Below are 17,192 nucleotides of genomic sequence, written 5' to 3' on the forward strand. Positions count from 1 at the left end.
GTCTGGTCCGGCTCGATCACGCCTCGTCCCCTTCTCCGGGGGCGGACGCCCCGTTGCCGACACCGTGGCCGGTGACCTCGTGCAGTGCGGTGCCCGGTTCGGAGCCGTTGGCCTCGGCGCCGTTGAGCATGGCCAGCTCCTTCTTGGAGTGCACCGGGGGCCGGTCGGAGGGCTGGCGCTTGCCGTAGCCGGTGTAGGAGCCGCGGGCCGGGCGCTTGTTCACCGGCGCGAAGATCTCCAGCACCTGCTCTCGGGAGAGCGTCTCCTTCTCCAGCAGGGCCACGACCAGGTCGTCGAGGACGTCCCGGTACTCGACCAGGACCTCGTAGGCCTCGTCGTGCGCGGACTCGATGAGGCGGCGCACCTCCTCGTCGATGATGGAGGCGATCTCCTCGGAGTACTCGCGCGAGTGCGCCATCTCCCGGCCCAGGAACGGCTCGTTGCTCGACGACCCGAACTTGCGGGCGCCCAGGCGCTCGCTCATGCCGTACTCGGTGACCATGTTGCGGGCCAGGCTGGTGGCCTTGTCGATGTCGTCGCTCGCGCCCGTGGTGGGCTCGTGGAAGACCAGCTCCTCGGCGGCGCGGCCGCCCAGCATCATGGCGAGCCGGTCCATCATCTGCGAGCGCGAGGTGAGGAACTTGTCCTCGGTCGGCACCGACATGGTGTAGCCCAGGGCACGGCCGCGGGGCAGGATCGTGATCTTGTGCACCGGGTCGGCGTTGGCCTGCGCGTGGCCCACCAGGGCGTGGCCGCCCTCGTGGTAGGCGATGATCTTCTTCTCGTGCTCGGACATGACCCGGCTCTTGCGCTCGGGTCCGGCCATGACGCGCTCGATGGCCTCCTCCAGCACCGCGTGGGTGATGGTCTCCCGGCCCGCGCGCGCCGACAGCAGGGCGCCCTCGTTGATGACGTTGGCCAGGTCGGCGCCGGTCATCCCGGCGGTCTGCCGGGCGATGGTGTCGAAGTCGACGTCCTCGGCCATCGGCTTGCCCTTGGAGTGGACCTTGAGGATGTCGCGGCGGCCGTCCATGTCGGGGCGGTCCACGACGATCTGCCGGTCGAAGCGGCCCGGGCGCAGCAGCGCCGGGTCCAGGATGTCGGGCCGGTTGGTGGCCGCGATGAGGATGACCCCGCCCTTGACGTCGAAGCCGTCCATCTCGACCAGCATCTGGTTGAGGGTCTGCTCGCGCTCGTCGTGGCCGCCGCCCATGCCGGCGCCGCGGTGGCGGCCGACGGCGTCGATCTCGTCGATGAAGATGATCGCGGGGGCGTTGGCCTTGGCCTGCTCGAACAGGTCGCGCACGCGCGAGGCGCCCACACCGACGAACATCTCGACGAAGTCCGAGCCGGAGATGGAGTAGAACGGCACCCCGGCCTCGCCCGCGACGGCGCGGGCCAGCAGGGTCTTGCCGGTGCCGGGCGGGCCGAACAGCAGCACGCCCTTGGGGATCTTGGCGCCCATCGCCTGGAACTTGGCCGGGTTCTGGAGGAACTCCTTGATCTCCTGGAGCTCCTCGATGGCCTCGTCCGCCCCGGCGACGTCGGAGAAGGTGTTCTTGGGCGTGTCCTTGGTGATGAGCTTGGCCTTGGACTTGCCGAAGTTCATCACGCGGGAGCCGCCGCCCTGCATCTGGCTGAAGACGAACCAGAAGATGGCGACGATGAGCAGGATCGGCAGGAAGCTGAAGAGCGCCGTGGTCCACAGCGGGGTCGTGGCGACCGAGACCTCGTAGCCCTGGAGCTCGGTGCCCTCCTCGTCCAGCGAGGCCTGGAGCATGTCGGCGAGCTGCAGGCCCTGGCCGGCCACCCAGTAGGCCTCGAGGATCTCGCCGTCGGTCGTGGTCAGCACGATGCGCTGGTCACGGTCGATGATCTCGGCGTTGTCCACCTCGTTGCGCTCGATGAGCTGGTGGACGGTCGAGATGTCGGTCTCTTCGGGCTGCGGTTCCCCGCCCAGGTCGAAGACGTTGAAGACGAGGAGGAGCATGGCGAGAACGGCCAGTATCCATATCCACGGGCCGCGGAAAAAGCGCTTCAGATTCATGTGAGCGGAACCCCGTCGGGTCCGTCCCTCCTGACCAGGCCGCCCGCACCGGAGGACTTTCCGAGGCAGGACCTCTTATCGGACACGTGCGTTCCCCGCGAGTACGCCGGGATCGAAATCGACGGTACACCCGTCGGACGGGCGCACCCCTTCCGGATGCGCCGGGGCGGGGGCCCGTCATGAGAGCAACGATCGCGCCCCCGCCGCTTGTTCCCCGCTACTGCTCGTACACGTGCGGGGCGAGGGTGCCGATGAACGGCAGGTTGCGGTACTTCTCGGCGTAGTCGAGCCCGTAGCCGATGATGAACTCGTTGGGCAGGTCGAAGCCGATGTACTTGACGTCGAGGTCCACCTCGAAGGCCAGCGGCTTGCGGACCATGGTGCAGACCTCGACCGAGCGGGGCCCGCGCGACCGGAGGTTGCCCACCAGCCAGGACAGGGTCAGGCCGGAGTCGATGACGTCCTCGACGATGAGGACGTCGCGGTCCTTGATGTCGGTCTCCAGGTCCTTGAGGATGCGGACCACGCCGGAGGAGGTCGTCCCGGCCCCGTAGGAGGACACCGCCATCCAGTCCATGGAGACGGGCGTGTGCAGCACCCGGGCCAGGTCGGCCATCACCATGACGGCGCCCTTGAGGACCCCGACGATCAGGAGGTCCCTGCCCGCGTAGTCGGCGTCGATGCGTTCTCCGAGCTCGACCAGGCGCGCCTTGATCTCTTCCTCGGTGACCAGGACCTTCTCCAGGTCCCGGCCCATGTCCTTAGCGTCCACGCTCACTGTCCTCGCTGCTGGGTTCCCCGTTTGCGGCAACCAGGATAAACGTGCCGAACGTCCCGGGGGCGCCGACGGGCTGCCCCGGGGCCGGCCCCGGCCGGGCCGGAGCCCGGCACCGGGTGACACACCGGGCCGCCGACGGGTTCCGCCCCGTCAGCGCTCGAAGCGGACGTGACCGTCGACACGCCGGGCGCGCACCCCGCCGGGCAGGTCGAGGTGCGCCTGGCCGCGCCAGGCGGTGACCAGCCGGTCGACCTCCCGCACGTGCCGGGCGGTGAGGGCGCCCGCCGGGCAGCCCGCGTCGATCGCGGCCCCGCGCAGGACCCGGGTCCGCAGCGCCTCGGGGGCGTCGGCCAGGACGGCCGCGGACAGGCCCTCCCCCGTCCGCGCCCGGGAGCGCAGCCCGTCGGCCAGGGAGTCCAGGGCGTCGGCGTCGGCGCGCAGCAGGGAGGCGGTGCGGGCCAGCGCCGCGGCGACGCCCGGGCCCAGGGTCCGCTCCAGGACGGGCAGGGTCTCGTGGCGCACCCGGGAGCGGGTGAACCGGGCGTCGGCGTTGTGGGGGTCCTCCCACGGGGCCAGCCCCATGGCGGCGCACGCGGCGCGCACCGTGGCGCGGTCCAGGTCGAGCAGGGGGCGCAGGAGGTGGCCGTTGCGCGGGGCCATCCCGGCCAGGGAACGGGCGCCCGAGCCGCGGGCCAGGCCCAGCAGGACCGTCTCGGCCTGGTCGTCGAGGGTGTGGCCGAGCAGCACCACCGCGGGCTCGTACTCGGCGGCGGCCCCGGCGAGCGCCGCGTGCCGGGCCGTCCGGGCGGCGCCCTCGGGCCCGCCCGGCCCGGTCACCTCGACCGCGCGGACCGACACCGGGTCCAGGCCCAGTCCGGACAGGACCGCGGCGACCTTCTCCGCGCGCTCGGCCGAACCCTCCTGGAGCCCGTGGTCGACGGTGACCGCCCCGGCCCGCAGTCCCAGCCGGGGCGCCTCGAAGGCGGCCGCCCCGGCCAGCGCCAGCGAGTCGGCCCCGCCGCTGCACGCCACCAGCACCGCGGTGCCCGCGGGCAGCGGCGCCAGGGCCCGCCGGACCGCCGACCGGACGGCGGCCACGGCGGGGGGCGGACCGCTCATTCGGTGATGGCCGCCGGGCGCACCACCCGGTTCACCCAGGCGGAGGGGTCGCGGATCTCCGCGATGGTGGGCAGGGTCTCGCGCGAGGTCCACACCTTGTTGAACTCGGCCATGCCGACCTGGGCCACCGCCTCGCGGACGAACGCGGCGCCCTCCTCGTACTGGCGCATCTTCATGTCCATGCCGAGCAGCTGGCGCAGCAGCCGGTCCAGGGGGTTGACCGCCTCCCGCCGCTTCTGGAAGCGGGCGCGGATCCGCTCCACCGACGGCACGACGCCCGGCCCGACCGCGTCCATGACGTAGTCGCCGTGGCCCTCGGCCAGGCTCATCACGGCGGTGACCCGGTCCATGATCTCGATCTGCTCCGGCGTCTGGATGGCGGTGAGGAGGTTGCCCTCCCCGCCGCGCACCGCGTCCGCCACGGCCTCGCCCGCGGCGCGCAGCCGGGTGATGAGGTCGCCCGCGTCCATCTCCGTGGACAGCAGCAGCTCGCGCATCAGCTCCTGGACGTACCCCCGCAGCCACGGCGTGGCCGTGAACTGCATGCGGTGGGTCTCCTCGTGCAGGCACACCCACAGCCGGAAGTCGTGCGGGTCGACGTCGAGCTCGCGCTCGGTGTTGACGATGTTGGGGGCGACCAGGGTCAGCCGCCCGGTGGGCAGGGTGCCGTCGGGGTCCGGCGGCAGGAAGAGCTCGTACTGGCCCAGGACCTTCCCGGCCAGGTAGGCGAGCACCGCGCCGAGCTGCACCCCGGTGATCCGGGAGCCCACGGCGGAGGTGAGGGCGGCGGCCGCGCCGCCGCTGTTGAGGCGCTCGGCGCCCATCTGTTCGAGTACGGGTTCGATGACGGTGCGGAAACCGTCGACGTTGGCGCGGATCCAGCCCGGCCGGTCGACGATCACCGCGGGCCCGGTGGGCTCCAAGGGGTTCATGCCGGTGAAGTCGCGCACGTGCCCGGCGGCCACGGTGGAGAGCTCGCGCAACTGCGCGACGGCCTGTCGCGCGTCGGCGAGATCCACCTGCGGGCCCGGTCGGACGAGGCGGACACCGGTGTTGACGGCTACGTCCCAGTCGATCACAGTCACATTCGCAGCCTACCCACGCAGAGCCTTCCGGCACGGGGATCGGGGTTCCAATTCGGGGTAAGCCCCGGGTTCACCCCGAGTGGGACCGAAAAGCGGCGCCCCCGGCGCCGCGGGGCGGCCGGGGGCGGGGGCCGGGCTCAGGAGCAGCCGCAGCGCGCCAGGGCCGCCGCCAGGGGATCGAGCTGGTAGCCCTGGACACCCGGGCTGTTGGCCACGAAGGCGAACAGGAACATGTTGCCCTCCTGGTCGTGCACGGTCCCGGCGAGCGCGCTCACGTCGTTCAGGGTTCCGGTCTTGCCGCGGATCAGCCCGGCCACGTCGTGGACCGGGGTGCCCTCCGTGTAGCGGTTGCCCAGGGTCCCGGTGGAGTTGGACGTGGGCAGGCCGGTGATCGCCGCGTTGAGTTCGGGGTTGTCGGCCGCCACCCGGAGCATCTCCACCAGGGCGCGCGGGGTGATGCGGTTCTCCGGGCTCAGCCCGCTGTTGTCGGCCAGGTCGACACCCGTGATCCCGTAGGAGTCCATGACCCGGTGGGTGGCCGCGGCCCCGCCCTCGAACGAGGCCTCGCCGCCGGTCTCCAGGGCGGCGATCCGGGCCAGCGCCTCGGCCATGTTGTTGTCGCTGGCCAGCATCATGTGCTCGACCAGGGCCGTCATCGGCGCGGAGTCGACCGAGGCGATCGGATCGCCCTGTGCCCGGACCTCGCTCGGCTCGCCCCCCTCCACGGTGAGCCCGGCCTCCTTCAGCTGCTTGACGAAGGCGTCGGCGGTGGCCCGGGGCGGGTCCGGGACCCGCGAGTGCGTGTCCGGGGAGACGCGCCCGCTGTCGTGCATCAGCGCGTGGACGGAGGCGGTGCTGCCCTCCGTGATGTAGCCGGGCTTCCAGGAGGGCCCGGTGTCCGGCCCGGTGAACAGCGAGTCGTCGTAGCCGACCGAGACCGTGTCCACCCCCTGCTCGGCCAGGGCCGCCGCGGTGCGCTCGGCGAGCTCCTCCAGCGTGGCCACCTGCGGGTAAGCTGCGGAGTCGGCGGTCGTGGTCAGGGTGGAGTCGCCCGCGCCGCGCAGCACCACCATCCCCTGCGCCGGGTCGAAGTGGGCCGTGGTGGTCAGCACGTGGTCGGGTCCCACCGCGTCCAGGACCGTGATGGCCGTGGCGATCTTGGTGGTCGACGCCGGGACCGCGGGGGTGTCCGGGCTGCGCTCGTAGAGCGCCTGGCCGGTGGCCCCGTCGACGACGAAAGCGGAGAGGCCCTCCGCGAGCCCGGACTCCGCCATGGGATCATCGATCACGTCCGCGATCCGTTCCGGGTCCGCCGGGGACGAGGGCGCGGGTTCCGCCGCGGCCGCACCTTCGGCGTTCACGACCGGGTGGGGCACCGCGGGGAGTGGTCGGGCCTCGATCACATCGAGGGCTGCGAACCCGGCGATCAGCACGAATATGTTGAGCAGGGCCAGCGTGAGGAAGACCTCACTTCGTACCCGTCGCACCCGGGGCACCCGCCCTTCCTTAGGTGTCGCGGCCTGACGTTGTTGTTATACGGCGACATTAGTCGCAATGGGAGCCGAGATCAGCATGGAATTCGACGTTACGATCGAGATCCCCAAGGGGGAGCGCAACAAGTACGAGGTGGACCACGAGACCGGTCGCATCCGTCTCGACCGCATGCTGTTCACCTCCACCACCTACCCCGCCGACTACGGTTTCGTCGACGGGACGCTCGGTGAGGACGGCGACCCGCTGGACGCCCTCGTCCTGCTCAAGGCCCCGACCTTTCCGGGCTGCCTGATCCGCGCCCGGGCCATCGGCATGTTCCGGATGCGCGACGAGGCCGGCGGCGACGACAAGCTGCTGTGCGTTCCGGCCACGGACCCGCGCATGGAGCACCTGCGTGACATTCACCACGTGAACGAGTTCGAGCGCCTGGAGATCGAGCACTTCTTCACGGTCTACAAGGACCTGGAGCCCGGCAAGTCCGTCGAGGGCGCCAGCTGGGTCGGCCGCCACGAGGCCGAGCAGGAGATCATCGCCTCGGTCAAGCGCGCCGAGGAGGCGGGCGTCCACGGCGACTCCTCCCACATCTCCGGCGACAAGGAGAAGTAGGGCGGGGCTCCCGTTCGACCTCCGGGGCGGGCGGGCCCGGCGGACTCCGCCGGGCCCGCCCGCCCCGCCGCCCTCGGCCCGCGTCCTCCGGCACGGCTCCCCCACACCGCCGCCCCGGAGGCCGCGGGCCGTTCTCGCGGGTCAGCGGCCGACGAGGCCGGCCGGACCGGTCCAGGGCCCCTCGGCCTCCGAGGTCCGGGTCAGCAGGTAGCCCGCGCAGACGGCGGCCACCAGCGCCATCAGCATCACCAGTCCGATCGAGCCGGCCAGGGGCGGGCCGTGCGGGGTCGGCGAGTCCCCCGGGCCGAGGGGGAAGCCGTCGTGGCCGAAGCGGTCGGCACGGGCGGCCACGTGGGCCCGATAGCCGTCCAGCTCCGGGGCGGCCATGCCCTTGAGGATGCGGACCGGCACCAGACCGGTGTTCTCCGGCATGCTCCGCTCCCCCGGGAGCCGGAGGTCGTACGAACGGCGGCGGACGCACTCGACCTCCGCCAGGGCGTGCAGCCACTCCCCCAGGCGGTCGGGCTCGGTCAGCCGCCCGATGTGCGCGCAGGCGACGATCAGCGTGTCGCGCAGCACCACGTGCGCCGCGTCGCGGTCGCCCAGGGCCAGGATGCAGCGCCGGAACAACTCCTCGCCGTACGCGTCGAGCAGCCTTCGGTAGGCCTCGGCCGACGGCGCGCCGTCGGCACGCAGAGCGTGGATGAGATCCCGGTCCGTCATGGACGAGAATCTACGCTGCCGACCGCGTACACCCCGGCGCTTCGCCGAAAGACGCGTGTGAGAGTCCTCTCCGTCAGCGATCCGAAGGCGGGCGGCGCCGCGGGCGGCCGCGCAGCCAGAGCAGGACGAACGTCAGCGCGGTCAGGGCGCAGACCAGCAGCGCCGCGCCGGGGCCGAGGAAGCCCAGCGCCATCACCCCCGCCGCCGCCACCACGAGCGCCCGGACCAGCAGGCGCACCCACAGCCCGGCCGGGTCGGGGTTCAACCGGCACCTCCGGGCGTGCGAGCCGACACGGCCACTCCTGTCAGTGCGTTCGGGGGACGGTGCCTTTCCGGCGGTGCTCTCACGCCGTACTCGGGCTCCACATGTCACCACCACGCGACGCCTCCCGCAACACCGCCGGATGAGAAGAGGTGTGACACACGCGATTCTCCACGATCGCTTGACTCCCCGCGCCCTTTGCTGGTCTCCTTACAACCATGTATCCGCGCACCCGCACCGACGCCATGGCTCGCAGGGCCCTCCCGGCCCCCTGCCACCCGTCCTGTGCGGCGTGTCCGTGTTGTCGTCGCTGAGTCTTCTTCTCCGGGGCCCATCGGCCCCCTAGGCTCCAGGCCCGCCCGTCCGCGCGCGCTTTCGCGCGGCGGTTCCCGGCGGCTCCTCTCCGCGTCTCCACCGCGGTGACCCGTGCCCTGAGCGGCACCGACGGCCCCTTCCTCCGTGCGACGGGGCCCCCGGACGACATCCGCGCCCTCGACGGCGCGCACGCGAAGGATCTTCCCACGATGGCCCAGCAGGCTCTCTCCGTACGCACCGCCCCGCCCGCCCGCACCTCCGGGGACGACGCCGCGCCCCGCGGCACCGCACCGCACCGCGTGTCCGTGGAGGGCATCGGCGACGTGGCGGACGCCGGCCGCAAATCCGGCTACGCCCACCTGGCCGAACGCCGGCTCCCCACCGTCGGGCGCCTGGTCGCCGCCGCCCGCGGCGCCGCCGCAGTGCTGGCCCGGCCCACCCTGTGGCCCGCCCGGCGGGGCCACTGGCAGCCCGCCCCGCGCGCCGCCCGCCGCGGGGCCGGCGGACGGCTGCGGGTGAGCACCGTGTCCCTTGAGCCCAACAGCTTCGTGTCCGGCCCGGTGTCCCCGCGGGCCGCCGACATGGAGGTGCTGTTCCTGGTGAGCGGGCGGGCGCACCTGATCTCCTCCGGCTCCGACGGGCGCATGCGCTCGGCGGCCGAGCTGGCCCCCGGCCGGGCCCGGGTCGTCGGCGGCTCCCTGGGCGGTCACCAGCACCTGGTCAACACCGGCGAGGAGGTCGCCGTGGTGGTCCGGGTGACCGCCTGAGGGAGGGCTCACGCCCCCTCCTCGAACGCCTCGCCGTCGTCCCGGGCGCGCAGGGCCGCCTCGACGGCCTCGACGGAGCGCAGGACGGCGGCCGTGCGCCGCCCCTCCGCCTGGTAGGCGCGCATCACCTGTTCGAGCGCGTGCGGCGGCAGGTGGCCGCGCAGGTCGACCCGGGCGGTGCGGTAGCCCTCGCGGCCGGCGGCCAGGACCGCGGAGAGGTGCTGGCGCGCCAACCGCGAGAGCGCGACCGGGTACCGCCGCAGGACCCCGTGTGTCCGGTAGTCGGCGGGCAGGAGGTCGAACAGCCACACCGCGGCCGTCCGCTCGAAGGAGTCCGACCCGGGTGGGTGCACACTCGCGGGCCAGTCCGGACTCAGCGACTGATCGGGCATGCCCCGAGCATACCCTTCGTTCGAAATCCTGTTCGAAAAGACCCGGGGTCAGTCCGAGGAGATCTCCTCCCCCTCTTCCCGGCCCTCGCCGGCCTCCTCCTTCCTTCTCTCCAGCTCCACCCTGATGGCCTGCTCGGCCGCGTCGACCGCGGCCCGGGCGGTGATGGCGTTGACGTGGGCCCGGTCCAGCTCCTCGAGGAGGATGCAGTCGAACGCGACCCGCGCGTCGTGGATCGACGCCTCCAGCTGTCGTGATGCCTCTTCCAGACTCATGCAACCCCCATACCCCGGGAGGACCGTCCTGCACATCCCGCCCCAGGGGACACGGGGCGTGCCGGGCGCCGCGGCCGGGTAGACCCGTGGTGGGACCGGACACCGAAGGGGGAGCACGTGGTCTATCTCATCCTCGTCCTGTTGGCGCTGTGGCTGTTCCTGGCGATCCTGGGGGTGTTGATCAAGGGCCTGTTCTGGCTCACCGTCATCGCGGCGGCCCTGTTCGTCGCCACGGCCGTGTGGAGCGGGCTGCGCAGCCGCGCCGGCATGTGAGTTCAGCGTTCGAGGGCCGGTGTGCCGTCGCCGTCGCCGCCCAGCTCCGCGACGATGCCGCGGGCCCGGTCCTCGTCCCCGTCCAGGCGGTCGCGCACCAGCCGGACCGCCTCCTCCGAGCGCCCCAGCGCCACCAGGTTGGCCACCCGCGCGCGCAGCTGCGGCGGCAGCTCGCCGGGGACGCGCGGGGCGGGCACGTACCCGCCGACCTGCGCCGCGGGCCCCGGGTCCACGGGGGCGGGCGGCTCGTCCGCCTCCAGGCGGGCGGCGACCGCGGCGATGACCCGGCGCAGGGCGTAGGAGCCGCCCGCCAGGACGAGCACCGCGCCCACCAGGGCCACCAGCATGAACAACAGGCTCATGCGGTGCCCCTACCCCGGTTCTCCCCCGGCCACCGGACACGAACGGTCATCATTCGGCCACCTCAGGTGGCGAGCACGTCCTCCGGCAGCAGGGTCCGCAGATCGTCCACCCCGGGCTCGGCCCCGGCCCGCGCGGCCTGTTCGATCCGCCGCGCCTGCCGGGTCAGCGCCTCCTCGAACGCCTTGCGGACCTCGCGGCCGTTGCCGTCGGAGAACCGCTCCTCCTCGGCCCCGAACAGCCGGGCCGCAGCGGCCCGGGTGTCCTCCGGCACCAGGAAGTCGGCTCCCTCCGCCATCCCGACGAGGATCCGCAGCAGCTCGTCGTGCGTGTACGGCGCGAACTCCACCGTGCGGGAGAACCGCGACTCCAGCCCCGGGTTGCTCGCCAGGAACCCGCTCATCTCGCCGGTGTACCCGGCGGCGATCACCACGACCTCGTCGCGGTGGTCCTCCATGAGCTTGAGCAGGGTGTCGACGGCCTCCTGGCCGAAGTCGTGGCCGGAGCCCCCCGGCCGGACCAGCGTGTAGGCCTCGTCGATGAACAGCACCCCGCCGCGGGCCCGGTCGAACACGTCCCGGGTCTTCTGCGCGGTCTGCCCGACGTACGACCCCACCAGGTCCGCGCGGCCCACCTCCACCACCTGCCCCTGGGCGAGGACGCCCAGGGCCGCCAGCAGCCGCCCGTAGATCCGCGCCACGGTGGTCTTGCCGGTCCCCGGGGGCCCGGCGAAGACCAGGTGCCGCGACGGCAGCACGGCCCCCAGCCCGGCCGCCTGCCGGCGGCGCCCCGCCGAGATGAGGCTCATCAGGTCGGCGACCTCGCCCTTGACCGAGGTCAGCCCGACCATCGACTCCAGCTCGGCCATCAGCCCGTCGACCTGGCCGCCGTCGCGGGGCCCGCCCACCCGCGCGGACAGCCCGGCGTCCACGACGCCCTCCAGGTCCTCCGGGAGGATGCGGCCCAGGTCCTCGGGGCTGTGGAAGTCCCCCTCCACGACCCGGGTCGCCTGGGTCTGCACGACCGCCTCGAACACGCGGCGCGCCTCGCGCCCGTTGCCGAAGGTCTCGTCGCGCTTCTGGGCCCGGAAGTGCGCGGTGACCGCCTCCAGCACGCCCTCGCCGGGGACGTACCCCTGGGCCCGCGCCATCCCCGCGAAGATCGTGGTGAGCTGCTCGGGCGTGTAGTTCTCGAACTCGATGGTGCGGGCGACCCGCGACCGCAGCCCGGGGTTGGCGTCCAGGAACCCGCGCATCTCGCTGGAGTACCCGGCGAAGACCACGACGACCTCGTCGCGCAGGTCCTCCATGAGCTTGATGAGGGTGTCGATGGCCTCCTGGCCGAAGTCGGTCCCGCTGCCGAACCGCCGGGACAGGGCGTAGGCCTCGTCGATGAACAGCACGCCCCCGCGCGCCCGCCCCACGGCGTCGGCGGTGAGCTTGGCGGTCCCGCCCAGGTGCTCGGCCACCAGGTCCGAGCGGGAGACCTCCACGAACTGCCCCTGGGAGAGCACCCCCAGCGAGCGCAGGATGCCCCCGTACAGGCGGGCGACGGTGGTCTTGCCGGTCCCGGGCGGGCCCGAGAAGACCAGGTGCCGCCCCACGTTGAGCGCGGGCAGCCCGGCGGCCTCGCGCTTGGCACTGGCCCTCTGGAAGTTGACCAGCGTGCGGACCTCCTTCTTGACCCCCTCCAGCCCCACCATGCCGTCCAGTTCGGCGAGCAGCTCCTCCACCGGCGCCGCCTCCCCGACCGGGGCGTCCGGGACCGCGGCCGCCCCGCCCGCCTCGGCGGCGACCCGCACCGTGTCGCCGCCGCGGTTGTTCTCGGACGTGGTGTCCTCGACCTTCACCGCCGCGCCGTCCGCGGAGTCCACGGCCTTACCCCCGTTGTCGGCGATCGTGCACCGGCGCAGGGTCGCCCGGGAATCCTCGTGGACGTCGATGCCGCTGCCCCCGCACCCGCGCACGGTGGAGTCCTCCAGTACCAGGCGGCCGCCGTCCTGGACGATGGCGCCCCTGTCCCCCGTGTCCGAGACCACCGCCGAACGGAGGGTGAGATCACCCCCGTCGGCCCAGGCGCCGTACTGGCACGAGGTGCTCTCCAACCCGTCGATCTCGGCCTTCGCGCCCTCCCCGACGCGGACCGCCCAGGCCTCCAGCCCGCGGAGCCGCAGCCCCTCGGCCCTGTACCTGCCGCCGTCGTCGAAACCGATGCCCCGCACACCCTCCTCCACCGTCACGTCCGCCAGGGTGCCGGTCGAATCGTGGACGCCCACCGCGGTCCCCCGCAGCCGCGTGACCGTGAGCCCCCGCACGTCGAAGCCCGACGTGCCGTCGAGGAGCAGTCCGATCGGCTCCTCCGCTCCGGCGGGGGGCTCGCCGAGCTCGATGTCGGACAGCGTCGGCCGTCCCCCGTTCAGGTGGACCGCGACGATACCCGCACCGGTGACCTTGGAGCGGTGGATCTCGACCCGGGAGTCCACGGTGAGGACACCGTTGTCCTTCGCCCCCGCGACGGTGAGCCCGGTGGCGGTCAGCGTGCTGTCGGACGCGCAGACCGCGCTGCCGGGCGACCGCGTGACCGTGCAGTCGGTCAGGGTCAGCCCGCCGCCCTCCCACACGTACAGCGAGTCTCCCCCGGGCCGGCCGCCGTCGATCCTGAGCCGGGTGAAGGAGGCCTTGGACCCGCCCAGGACCCGGACCGGATAACCGCTGTCGCCCGTGATCTCCACGTCCGAGAACACGGGTTCGGCCTCCTCCTGGACGCAGACGGCGTTGGTGTTCTCGCTCCCGCCGTCGGTGATCCTGCACTTCTGGATGCGCGGCGAGGCACCGCTGATCAACAGGGTGTGGCAGGCGGGGTCCCCGCCCTGGAAGGAGACGTCCGACACCGAGAGGGCCCCCTGGCCCTCGATGAACAGGGCGGCCCTCTCGAAGCGCGTCCGCGCGACGGCGCCCCCCGACCTCTTCAGGTACAGCCCGGCGTCGCGGAAGGTGCACCCCTCGATGTGCAGGGTCGCCCCCTCCGCCTCCACCCGGGCGGTGGAGACGAAGACGCACTCCTCGGCGCGGAACGCGCCCCCGGGGTGGACGTAGACCGGGGGGTAGTCCGCGGAGGCGTTCCTGACCTCGATGCCGAACAGTTCGAGACGCCCTTCGTGGACGTTGAACACGTTGGTGTCGCCGACGGCGACGGTGACCGTGCCCCGCCCCGCGCTGGGGACGACCATCACGTGTCCGTTCACCCCGAGGACGTGCGGCTCCAGGTAGTACCCCGGGTCCACACGGAGGTAGAGGTCCTGGTCGGCGAACCGCGGGTCGTTCATCGCGTCGGCGATGCCGCGGAAGGCGTTCGGGGCGGACTGCGACACATGGAGCGTGATCATGCGTGGGCTCCCGGGGGGGCGAGGGGACGTGCGCTATGTACCGTAGCGGTCGCGCCGTGCCCGTATACGTGCCCCGGTGACCGGTTCCGGCCGGGCCCGGGGCCCACCGGAACGGCGAAGGCCCGTCCGGGGACCGGACGGGCCTTTGTGCTGAGCCGCCTGTCGGAATCGAACCGACGACCTATTCATTACGAGTGAATCGCTCTGCCGACTGAGCTAAGGCGGCGCGACGCCGCGCGGTTCCACGCGGCGAGGCGATCACCAGTTTAGCGTCTCCGCGGAGTGCCGGGTACACGGTTTCGGACCCGGCACCCCGCGGGGTCAGGCGCAGGCCATCCCGTCCCGGGGGACCTCCAGGTCGATGAGGTAGGCGTCGACCATGCGGTCCACGCACGCGTCGCCCATCCGGTAGCCGGTGTGGCCGTCGCCGTCCCGGGTGACCAGGAAGCCGGACTCCAGCGCCCCGGCCAGCGCCTCGGCCCAGGCGTAGGGAGTGGCGGAGTCGCGCGTGGTGCCCACCACCATGATCGGCGGGGCGCCCGGCGCGTCCAGCGGGCCGCCGTCGTAGACGGCCTCCTCGGGCCAGAACGCGCACGGCAGCGCGCCCCAGGCCAGGCTCGGCCCGAAGATCGGGGACTCCTCCCCGGCCTCCTCCGCGGCCTCCACGTAGGCCTCGACCCCGCGCGGGCTGGGCGAGTCGGAGCAGTTCACCGCGATGAGGGCGGCCGTGGAGTTCTCGTACTCCTGCGTGTCGCCCCGGCTGTAGAGCTCGTCGCCCAACTGGAGGAGCACGGTGCCGTCGCCGTCGCTCATGGCGTCGTCCAGGCCCTCGCGGACCCGCTCCCACCAGGACTCGGAGTACAGGGCGGCGAGCACGCCGAGTTCGGCGCGGGCCCGGTTGATCTCCCGGTCGTCCATGGAGTTGTGGAGCGGCTCGCGGGCCGTCCGGGCCAGGAACCCGTCGAGGGCCGCCACGCCGTCCTCGACCGAGTCCCCGTTGCCGCCCAGCGGGCAGTCGGTGCGGGTGAGGCAGTCCTCGACGAAGGCGCGCAGCGCGGTCTCGAACCCGGTGGCCTGGGCGACGCTCAGGTCGAGCTGGTCCAGGGTGGGGTCGACGGCGCCGTCGAGCACCAGGGCGCGCACCCGGTCGGGGAACTGCTCGGCGTAGTGGGCGCCGATGTGGGTGCCGTAGGAGGCGCCCAGGTAGGTGAGCTTCTCGTCGCCCAGCAGGGCGCGCAGCACGTCCATGTCGCGGGCGACGTTGACGGTGCCGACGTTGAGCATGAGGTCGGGGGCGTTGGCCTGACAGGCCTCCACGAACTCGCGGCTGCCCTCCTCCATGTCGGCGACCCCGGCCTCGGTCAGCTCGGACATGTCGCCGTCGCCGTCGGCGGACTCGGCCTCGCCGCCGATGAAGTCGTCGAGCTCCTCGGCGGGCAGGCAGGTGATCGGGGTGCTGCGGCCGACCCCGCGCGGGTCGAAGCCCACCAGGTCGAAGCGCTCGCGCACCTGTTCGCTGACGATGAAGGAGGCGTGGTCGACGAAGTCGTACCCCGAGCCGCCCGGTCCGCCCGGGTTGACCAGCAGGGAGCCGATGACGTCGTCGCCGGTGGCGGCCATGCGCTTGACCGCGATCTCGATGCGCTCGCCCTCGGGCTCGTCGTAGTCCAGCGGCACTTCGTACGTGGCGCACTCGGCCTCGGAGGGCCCGCCGTCGCAGGGCCCCCAGTCGAGCTCCTGCTCCGCGAGGTCGCCCAGGGCCCCGAGCGATTCGGCCGGCTCCTGCGCCCCTCCCCCCGGTGTCAGCGCCGTACACCCGCTCACCAGGAGCACCGTGCCGGTGAGCGTCGCCGCCACCGCTGCCCGCAGCCTCGTCGCCACGTGTTTCCTTCCCGTCGTCCGGTTCCACCGTTGCCTGTGACGGCCGTGCCGCCGTTGCGGTTGCGACGGGGAGGCGGTGCCGTAGGTCGACCGTATCCGCCGGGGGGCGCGGGACGGGCACCGCCCCGCGTCCGGCCCGGTGCGGGCGTCAGCCGAGGAGGAGGGCGGAGGTCATGGCCTCCATGGCGATCTGCGGGTGCACGTTGGCGGCGATGCGCTCGCGGCAGTCCATGATGGCGTCGATGCGCCGCAGGGTGGTCTCCGGCGTGCTGGAGCGGGCGACGCGCTCCAGGTCGCCGGAGCGCTCCCCGGTGGAGCGCTCGACGGACGCCCCGAACTGGAGGGTGAGCACGTCGCGGTAGAAGGCGGCCAGGTCCAGCAGGGCGCGGTCGTAGGAGTCGCGCTTGATCCGGGTGGCCCGGCGCTTCTGCCGCTCCTCCAGGTCCTTCATGGCGCCCGCGGAGCCCCGCATGGCCTTGGCCACGCCCTTGCCGGTGGAGCCCTCGCCGAAGGCGGCCTTGAGCTCGTCCTTCTCCTTCTCGTCCAGGGCGCTGGTGATCGCCTTGGACTCCGCCTCGGCGATCTCGTAGAGCCGGGCGGCGAAGGTGACGCAGGCGCCGATGCCGTCGAGCCTGGCCGGGATGGACAGCACCTCCTCGCGGCGGCGGCGCGCCTCGGGGTCGGTGGCCAGCTGCCGGGCGCGGTCCACCCGCCCCGCCGAGGCGACGGCGGCGGCCCTGGCCGTGCCCTCGTCCACGTCGCCGGCGCGGGTGAGCGCGCCGACGATCTCGGCGGTGGTGGGGGTGGTGAGGGTGACCAGGCGGCACCGGGAGCGGATGGTGACGAGCAGGTCGTCGGGGGTGGGCGTGCACAGCAGCCACACGGTGCGCGGCGACGGCTCCTCCACCGCCTTGAGCAGGGCGTTGGAGGCCGCCTCGGTGGCGCGTTCGGCGTCCTCGAACAGCACGATCCGGAACCGGCCGCCGGAGGGCTTGGACCCGGCGCGCAGGACCAGCTCGCGGGTGGCGGCGACGCCGAAGCTCAGGCCGCTGGGCCGCACGTACAGCACGTCCGGGTGGGTCCCGGCCAGGGCCTGGTGGCAGGAGTCGCAGTGGCCGCAGCCGCCGTCGCGGCACTGGAGGGCGGCGGCGAAGGCGCGGGCGGCCTCCGAGCGCCCCGAGCCGGGCGGGCCGGTGAACAGCCAGGCGTGGGTCATGCCCGTGCCCGCTCCCCCGGCGACCAGGTCGGCGGCGCCGGCCACCGCCCGCCGCAGGTGGTCCACCGCGGTCCGCTGACCGACCAGGTCGTCGAAGACCGTCACACTCCACCCCCGCGTAGAAAGACGTGCCAGGGATCCAGGATAGGAGCCGGGGGCGACGGTCGGGCCGTTTCCACAGGCCCGCCCCGCGCCCGGGAACGCGCGGGGCCCGGG

The 17,192-nt window shown here is 73.1% G+C and carries 16 protein-coding genes and 1 tRNA gene; 3 read left to right on the top strand and 14 right to left on the bottom strand.

Going from position 1 to position 17,192, the window contains the following annotated elements; all coding sequences use genetic code 11:
* Positions 1 to 16: 16 nt before the first annotated feature.
* The 5 genes from ftsH to dacB all read right to left on the bottom strand — a co-directional run bounded on the left by ftsH (position 17) and on the right by dacB (position 6,525).
* Positions 17 to 2,047: an ATP-dependent zinc metalloprotease FtsH gene (gene ftsH / locus ABZ249_RS30605; RefSeq protein WP_355269714.1), complete on the bottom strand. Its 2,031-nt coding sequence runs from the start codon at positions 2,045 to 2,047 to the stop codon at positions 17 to 19.
* Between the two features lie 217 nt (positions 2,048 to 2,264).
* Positions 2,265 to 2,819 (bottom strand): hypoxanthine phosphoribosyltransferase, encoded by a 555-nt coding sequence (hpt, locus tag ABZ249_RS30610; RefSeq protein ID WP_220563507.1) that lies wholly within the window; start codon positions 2,817 to 2,819, stop codon positions 2,265 to 2,267.
* 156 nt (positions 2,820 to 2,975) lie between these two features.
* A complete protein-coding gene (gene tilS / locus ABZ249_RS30615; RefSeq protein ID WP_355269716.1) occupies positions 2,976 to 3,944 on the bottom strand; it encodes a tRNA lysidine(34) synthetase TilS in 969 nt (322 codons plus the stop codon).
* The gene (locus tag ABZ249_RS30620) at positions 3,941 to 5,023 is read right to left on the bottom strand and encodes a zinc-dependent metalloprotease (RefSeq protein ID WP_220565365.1); all 1,083 of its coding nucleotides are present in this window, start codon (positions 5,021 to 5,023) and stop codon (positions 3,941 to 3,943) included. The genes tilS and ABZ249_RS30620 overlap by 4 nt, the downstream gene beginning before the upstream one ends.
* A 143-nt stretch (positions 5,024 to 5,166) precedes the next feature.
* A complete protein-coding gene (gene dacB / locus ABZ249_RS30625; RefSeq protein WP_355269718.1) occupies positions 5,167 to 6,525 on the bottom strand; it encodes a D-alanyl-D-alanine carboxypeptidase/D-alanyl-D-alanine-endopeptidase in 1,359 nt (452 codons plus the stop codon).
* A 76-nt stretch (positions 6,526 to 6,601) separates the two neighbouring features.
* Here dacB and ABZ249_RS30630 point away from each other — a divergent pair, with 76 nt between their 5' ends.
* Positions 6,602 to 7,129, top strand: coding sequence for an inorganic diphosphatase (locus tag ABZ249_RS30630; RefSeq protein WP_220563510.1), 528 nt, complete (start codon positions 6,602 to 6,604; stop codon positions 7,127 to 7,129).
* A gap of 141 nt (positions 7,130 to 7,270) precedes the next feature.
* On the opposite strand, the gene ABZ249_RS30635 is transcribed toward ABZ249_RS30630, so the two are convergent.
* The gene (locus tag ABZ249_RS30635) at positions 7,271 to 7,852 is read right to left on the bottom strand and encodes a sigma-70 family RNA polymerase sigma factor (protein ID WP_355269720.1); all 582 of its coding nucleotides are present in this window, start codon (positions 7,850 to 7,852) and stop codon (positions 7,271 to 7,273) included.
* Between the two features lie 73 nt (positions 7,853 to 7,925).
* Positions 7,926 to 8,117 carry a hypothetical protein gene (locus ABZ249_RS30640; protein WP_220563512.1) on the bottom strand — a complete coding sequence of 64 codons (192 nt, stop codon included), beginning with the start codon at positions 8,115 to 8,117 and terminating at the stop codon, positions 7,926 to 7,928.
* Between the two features lie 521 nt (positions 8,118 to 8,638).
* Here ABZ249_RS30640 and ABZ249_RS30645 point away from each other — a divergent pair.
* Positions 8,639 to 9,196, top strand: coding sequence for a hypothetical protein (locus tag ABZ249_RS30645; protein WP_355269723.1), 558 nt, complete (start codon positions 8,639 to 8,641; stop codon positions 9,194 to 9,196).
* Between the two features lie 8 nt (positions 9,197 to 9,204).
* On the opposite strand, the gene ABZ249_RS30650 is transcribed toward ABZ249_RS30645, so the two are convergent.
* A complete protein-coding gene (locus ABZ249_RS30650) occupies positions 9,205 to 9,588 on the bottom strand; it encodes a hypothetical protein (RefSeq protein WP_220563513.1) in 384 nt (127 codons plus the stop codon).
* 48 nt (positions 9,589 to 9,636) lie between these two features.
* Complete coding sequence (locus ABZ249_RS30655; RefSeq protein WP_220563514.1) at positions 9,637 to 9,861, bottom strand: hypothetical protein; 225 nt, start codon at positions 9,859 to 9,861, stop codon at positions 9,637 to 9,639.
* Positions 9,862 to 9,978: 117 nt separating this feature from the next.
* Between ABZ249_RS30655 and ABZ249_RS30660 the strand changes: the two genes are divergently transcribed.
* Positions 9,979 to 10,134, top strand: coding sequence for a hypothetical protein (locus tag ABZ249_RS30660; RefSeq protein WP_355269725.1), 156 nt, complete (start codon positions 9,979 to 9,981; stop codon positions 10,132 to 10,134).
* A 2-nt stretch (positions 10,135 to 10,136) separates the two neighbouring features.
* On the opposite strand, the gene ABZ249_RS30665 is transcribed toward ABZ249_RS30660, so the two are convergent.
* From ABZ249_RS30665 to ABZ249_RS30685, 5 genes are all read right to left on the bottom strand, one after another.
* A complete protein-coding gene (locus ABZ249_RS30665) occupies positions 10,137 to 10,496 on the bottom strand; it encodes a hypothetical protein (RefSeq protein WP_220563516.1) in 360 nt (119 codons plus the stop codon).
* Between the two features lie 62 nt (positions 10,497 to 10,558).
* Positions 10,559 to 13,879 carry an AAA family ATPase gene (locus tag ABZ249_RS30670; protein WP_355269727.1) on the bottom strand — a complete coding sequence of 1,107 codons (3,321 nt, stop codon included), beginning with the start codon at positions 13,877 to 13,879 and terminating at the stop codon, positions 10,559 to 10,561.
* A 153-nt stretch (positions 13,880 to 14,032) separates the two neighbouring features.
* Positions 14,033 to 14,105: transfer RNA gene (locus tag ABZ249_RS30675), tRNA-Thr, on the bottom strand.
* Positions 14,106 to 14,200: 95 nt separating this feature from the next.
* Positions 14,201 to 15,736 (bottom strand): alpha/beta hydrolase, encoded by a 1,536-nt coding sequence (locus ABZ249_RS30680; protein ID WP_355269758.1) that lies wholly within the window; start codon positions 15,734 to 15,736, stop codon positions 14,201 to 14,203.
* A gap of 172 nt (positions 15,737 to 15,908) precedes the next feature.
* Positions 15,909 to 17,081: a DNA polymerase III subunit delta' gene (locus tag ABZ249_RS30685; protein WP_355269729.1), complete on the bottom strand. Its 1,173-nt coding sequence runs from the start codon at positions 17,079 to 17,081 to the stop codon at positions 15,909 to 15,911.
* Positions 17,082 to 17,192: the final 111 nt, after the last annotated feature.

This window comes from Nocardiopsis sp. NPDC006139, assembly GCF_040614155.1.
Classification (GTDB): Bacteria; Actinomycetota; Actinomycetes; order Streptosporangiales; family Streptosporangiaceae; genus Nocardiopsis; species Nocardiopsis changdeensis.

Excerpts from the sequence above, each read along its gene's own strand:
- ABZ249_RS30630 (WP_220563510.1), top strand. The coding sequence starts at position 6,602 with ATGGAATTCGACGTTACGATCGAGATCCCCAAGGGGGAGCGCAACAAG.
- ABZ249_RS30635 (WP_355269720.1), bottom strand. The coding sequence starts at position 7,852 with ATGACGGACCGGGATCTCATCCACGCTCTGCGTGCCGACGGCGCGCCG.
- tilS (WP_355269716.1), bottom strand. The coding sequence starts at position 3,944 with ATGAGCGGTCCGCCCCCCGCCGTGGCCGCCGTCCGGTCGGCGGTCCGG.
- ABZ249_RS30645 (WP_355269723.1), top strand. The coding sequence starts at position 8,639 with ATGGCCCAGCAGGCTCTCTCCGTACGCACCGCCCCGCCCGCCCGCACC.
- ABZ249_RS30665 (WP_220563516.1), bottom strand. The coding sequence starts at position 10,496 with ATGAGCCTGTTGTTCATGCTGGTGGCCCTGGTGGGCGCGGTGCTCGTC.
- ftsH (WP_355269714.1), bottom strand. The coding sequence starts at position 2,047 with ATGAATCTGAAGCGCTTTTTCCGCGGCCCGTGGATATGGATACTGGCC.
- ABZ249_RS30670 (WP_355269727.1), bottom strand. The coding sequence starts at position 13,879 with ATGATCACGCTCCATGTGTCGCAGTCCGCCCCGAACGCCTTCCGCGGC.
- ABZ249_RS30655 (WP_220563514.1), bottom strand. The coding sequence starts at position 9,861 with ATGAGTCTGGAAGAGGCATCACGACAGCTGGAGGCGTCGATCCACGAC.
- ABZ249_RS30650 (WP_220563513.1), bottom strand. The coding sequence starts at position 9,588 with ATGCCCGATCAGTCGCTGAGTCCGGACTGGCCCGCGAGTGTGCACCCA.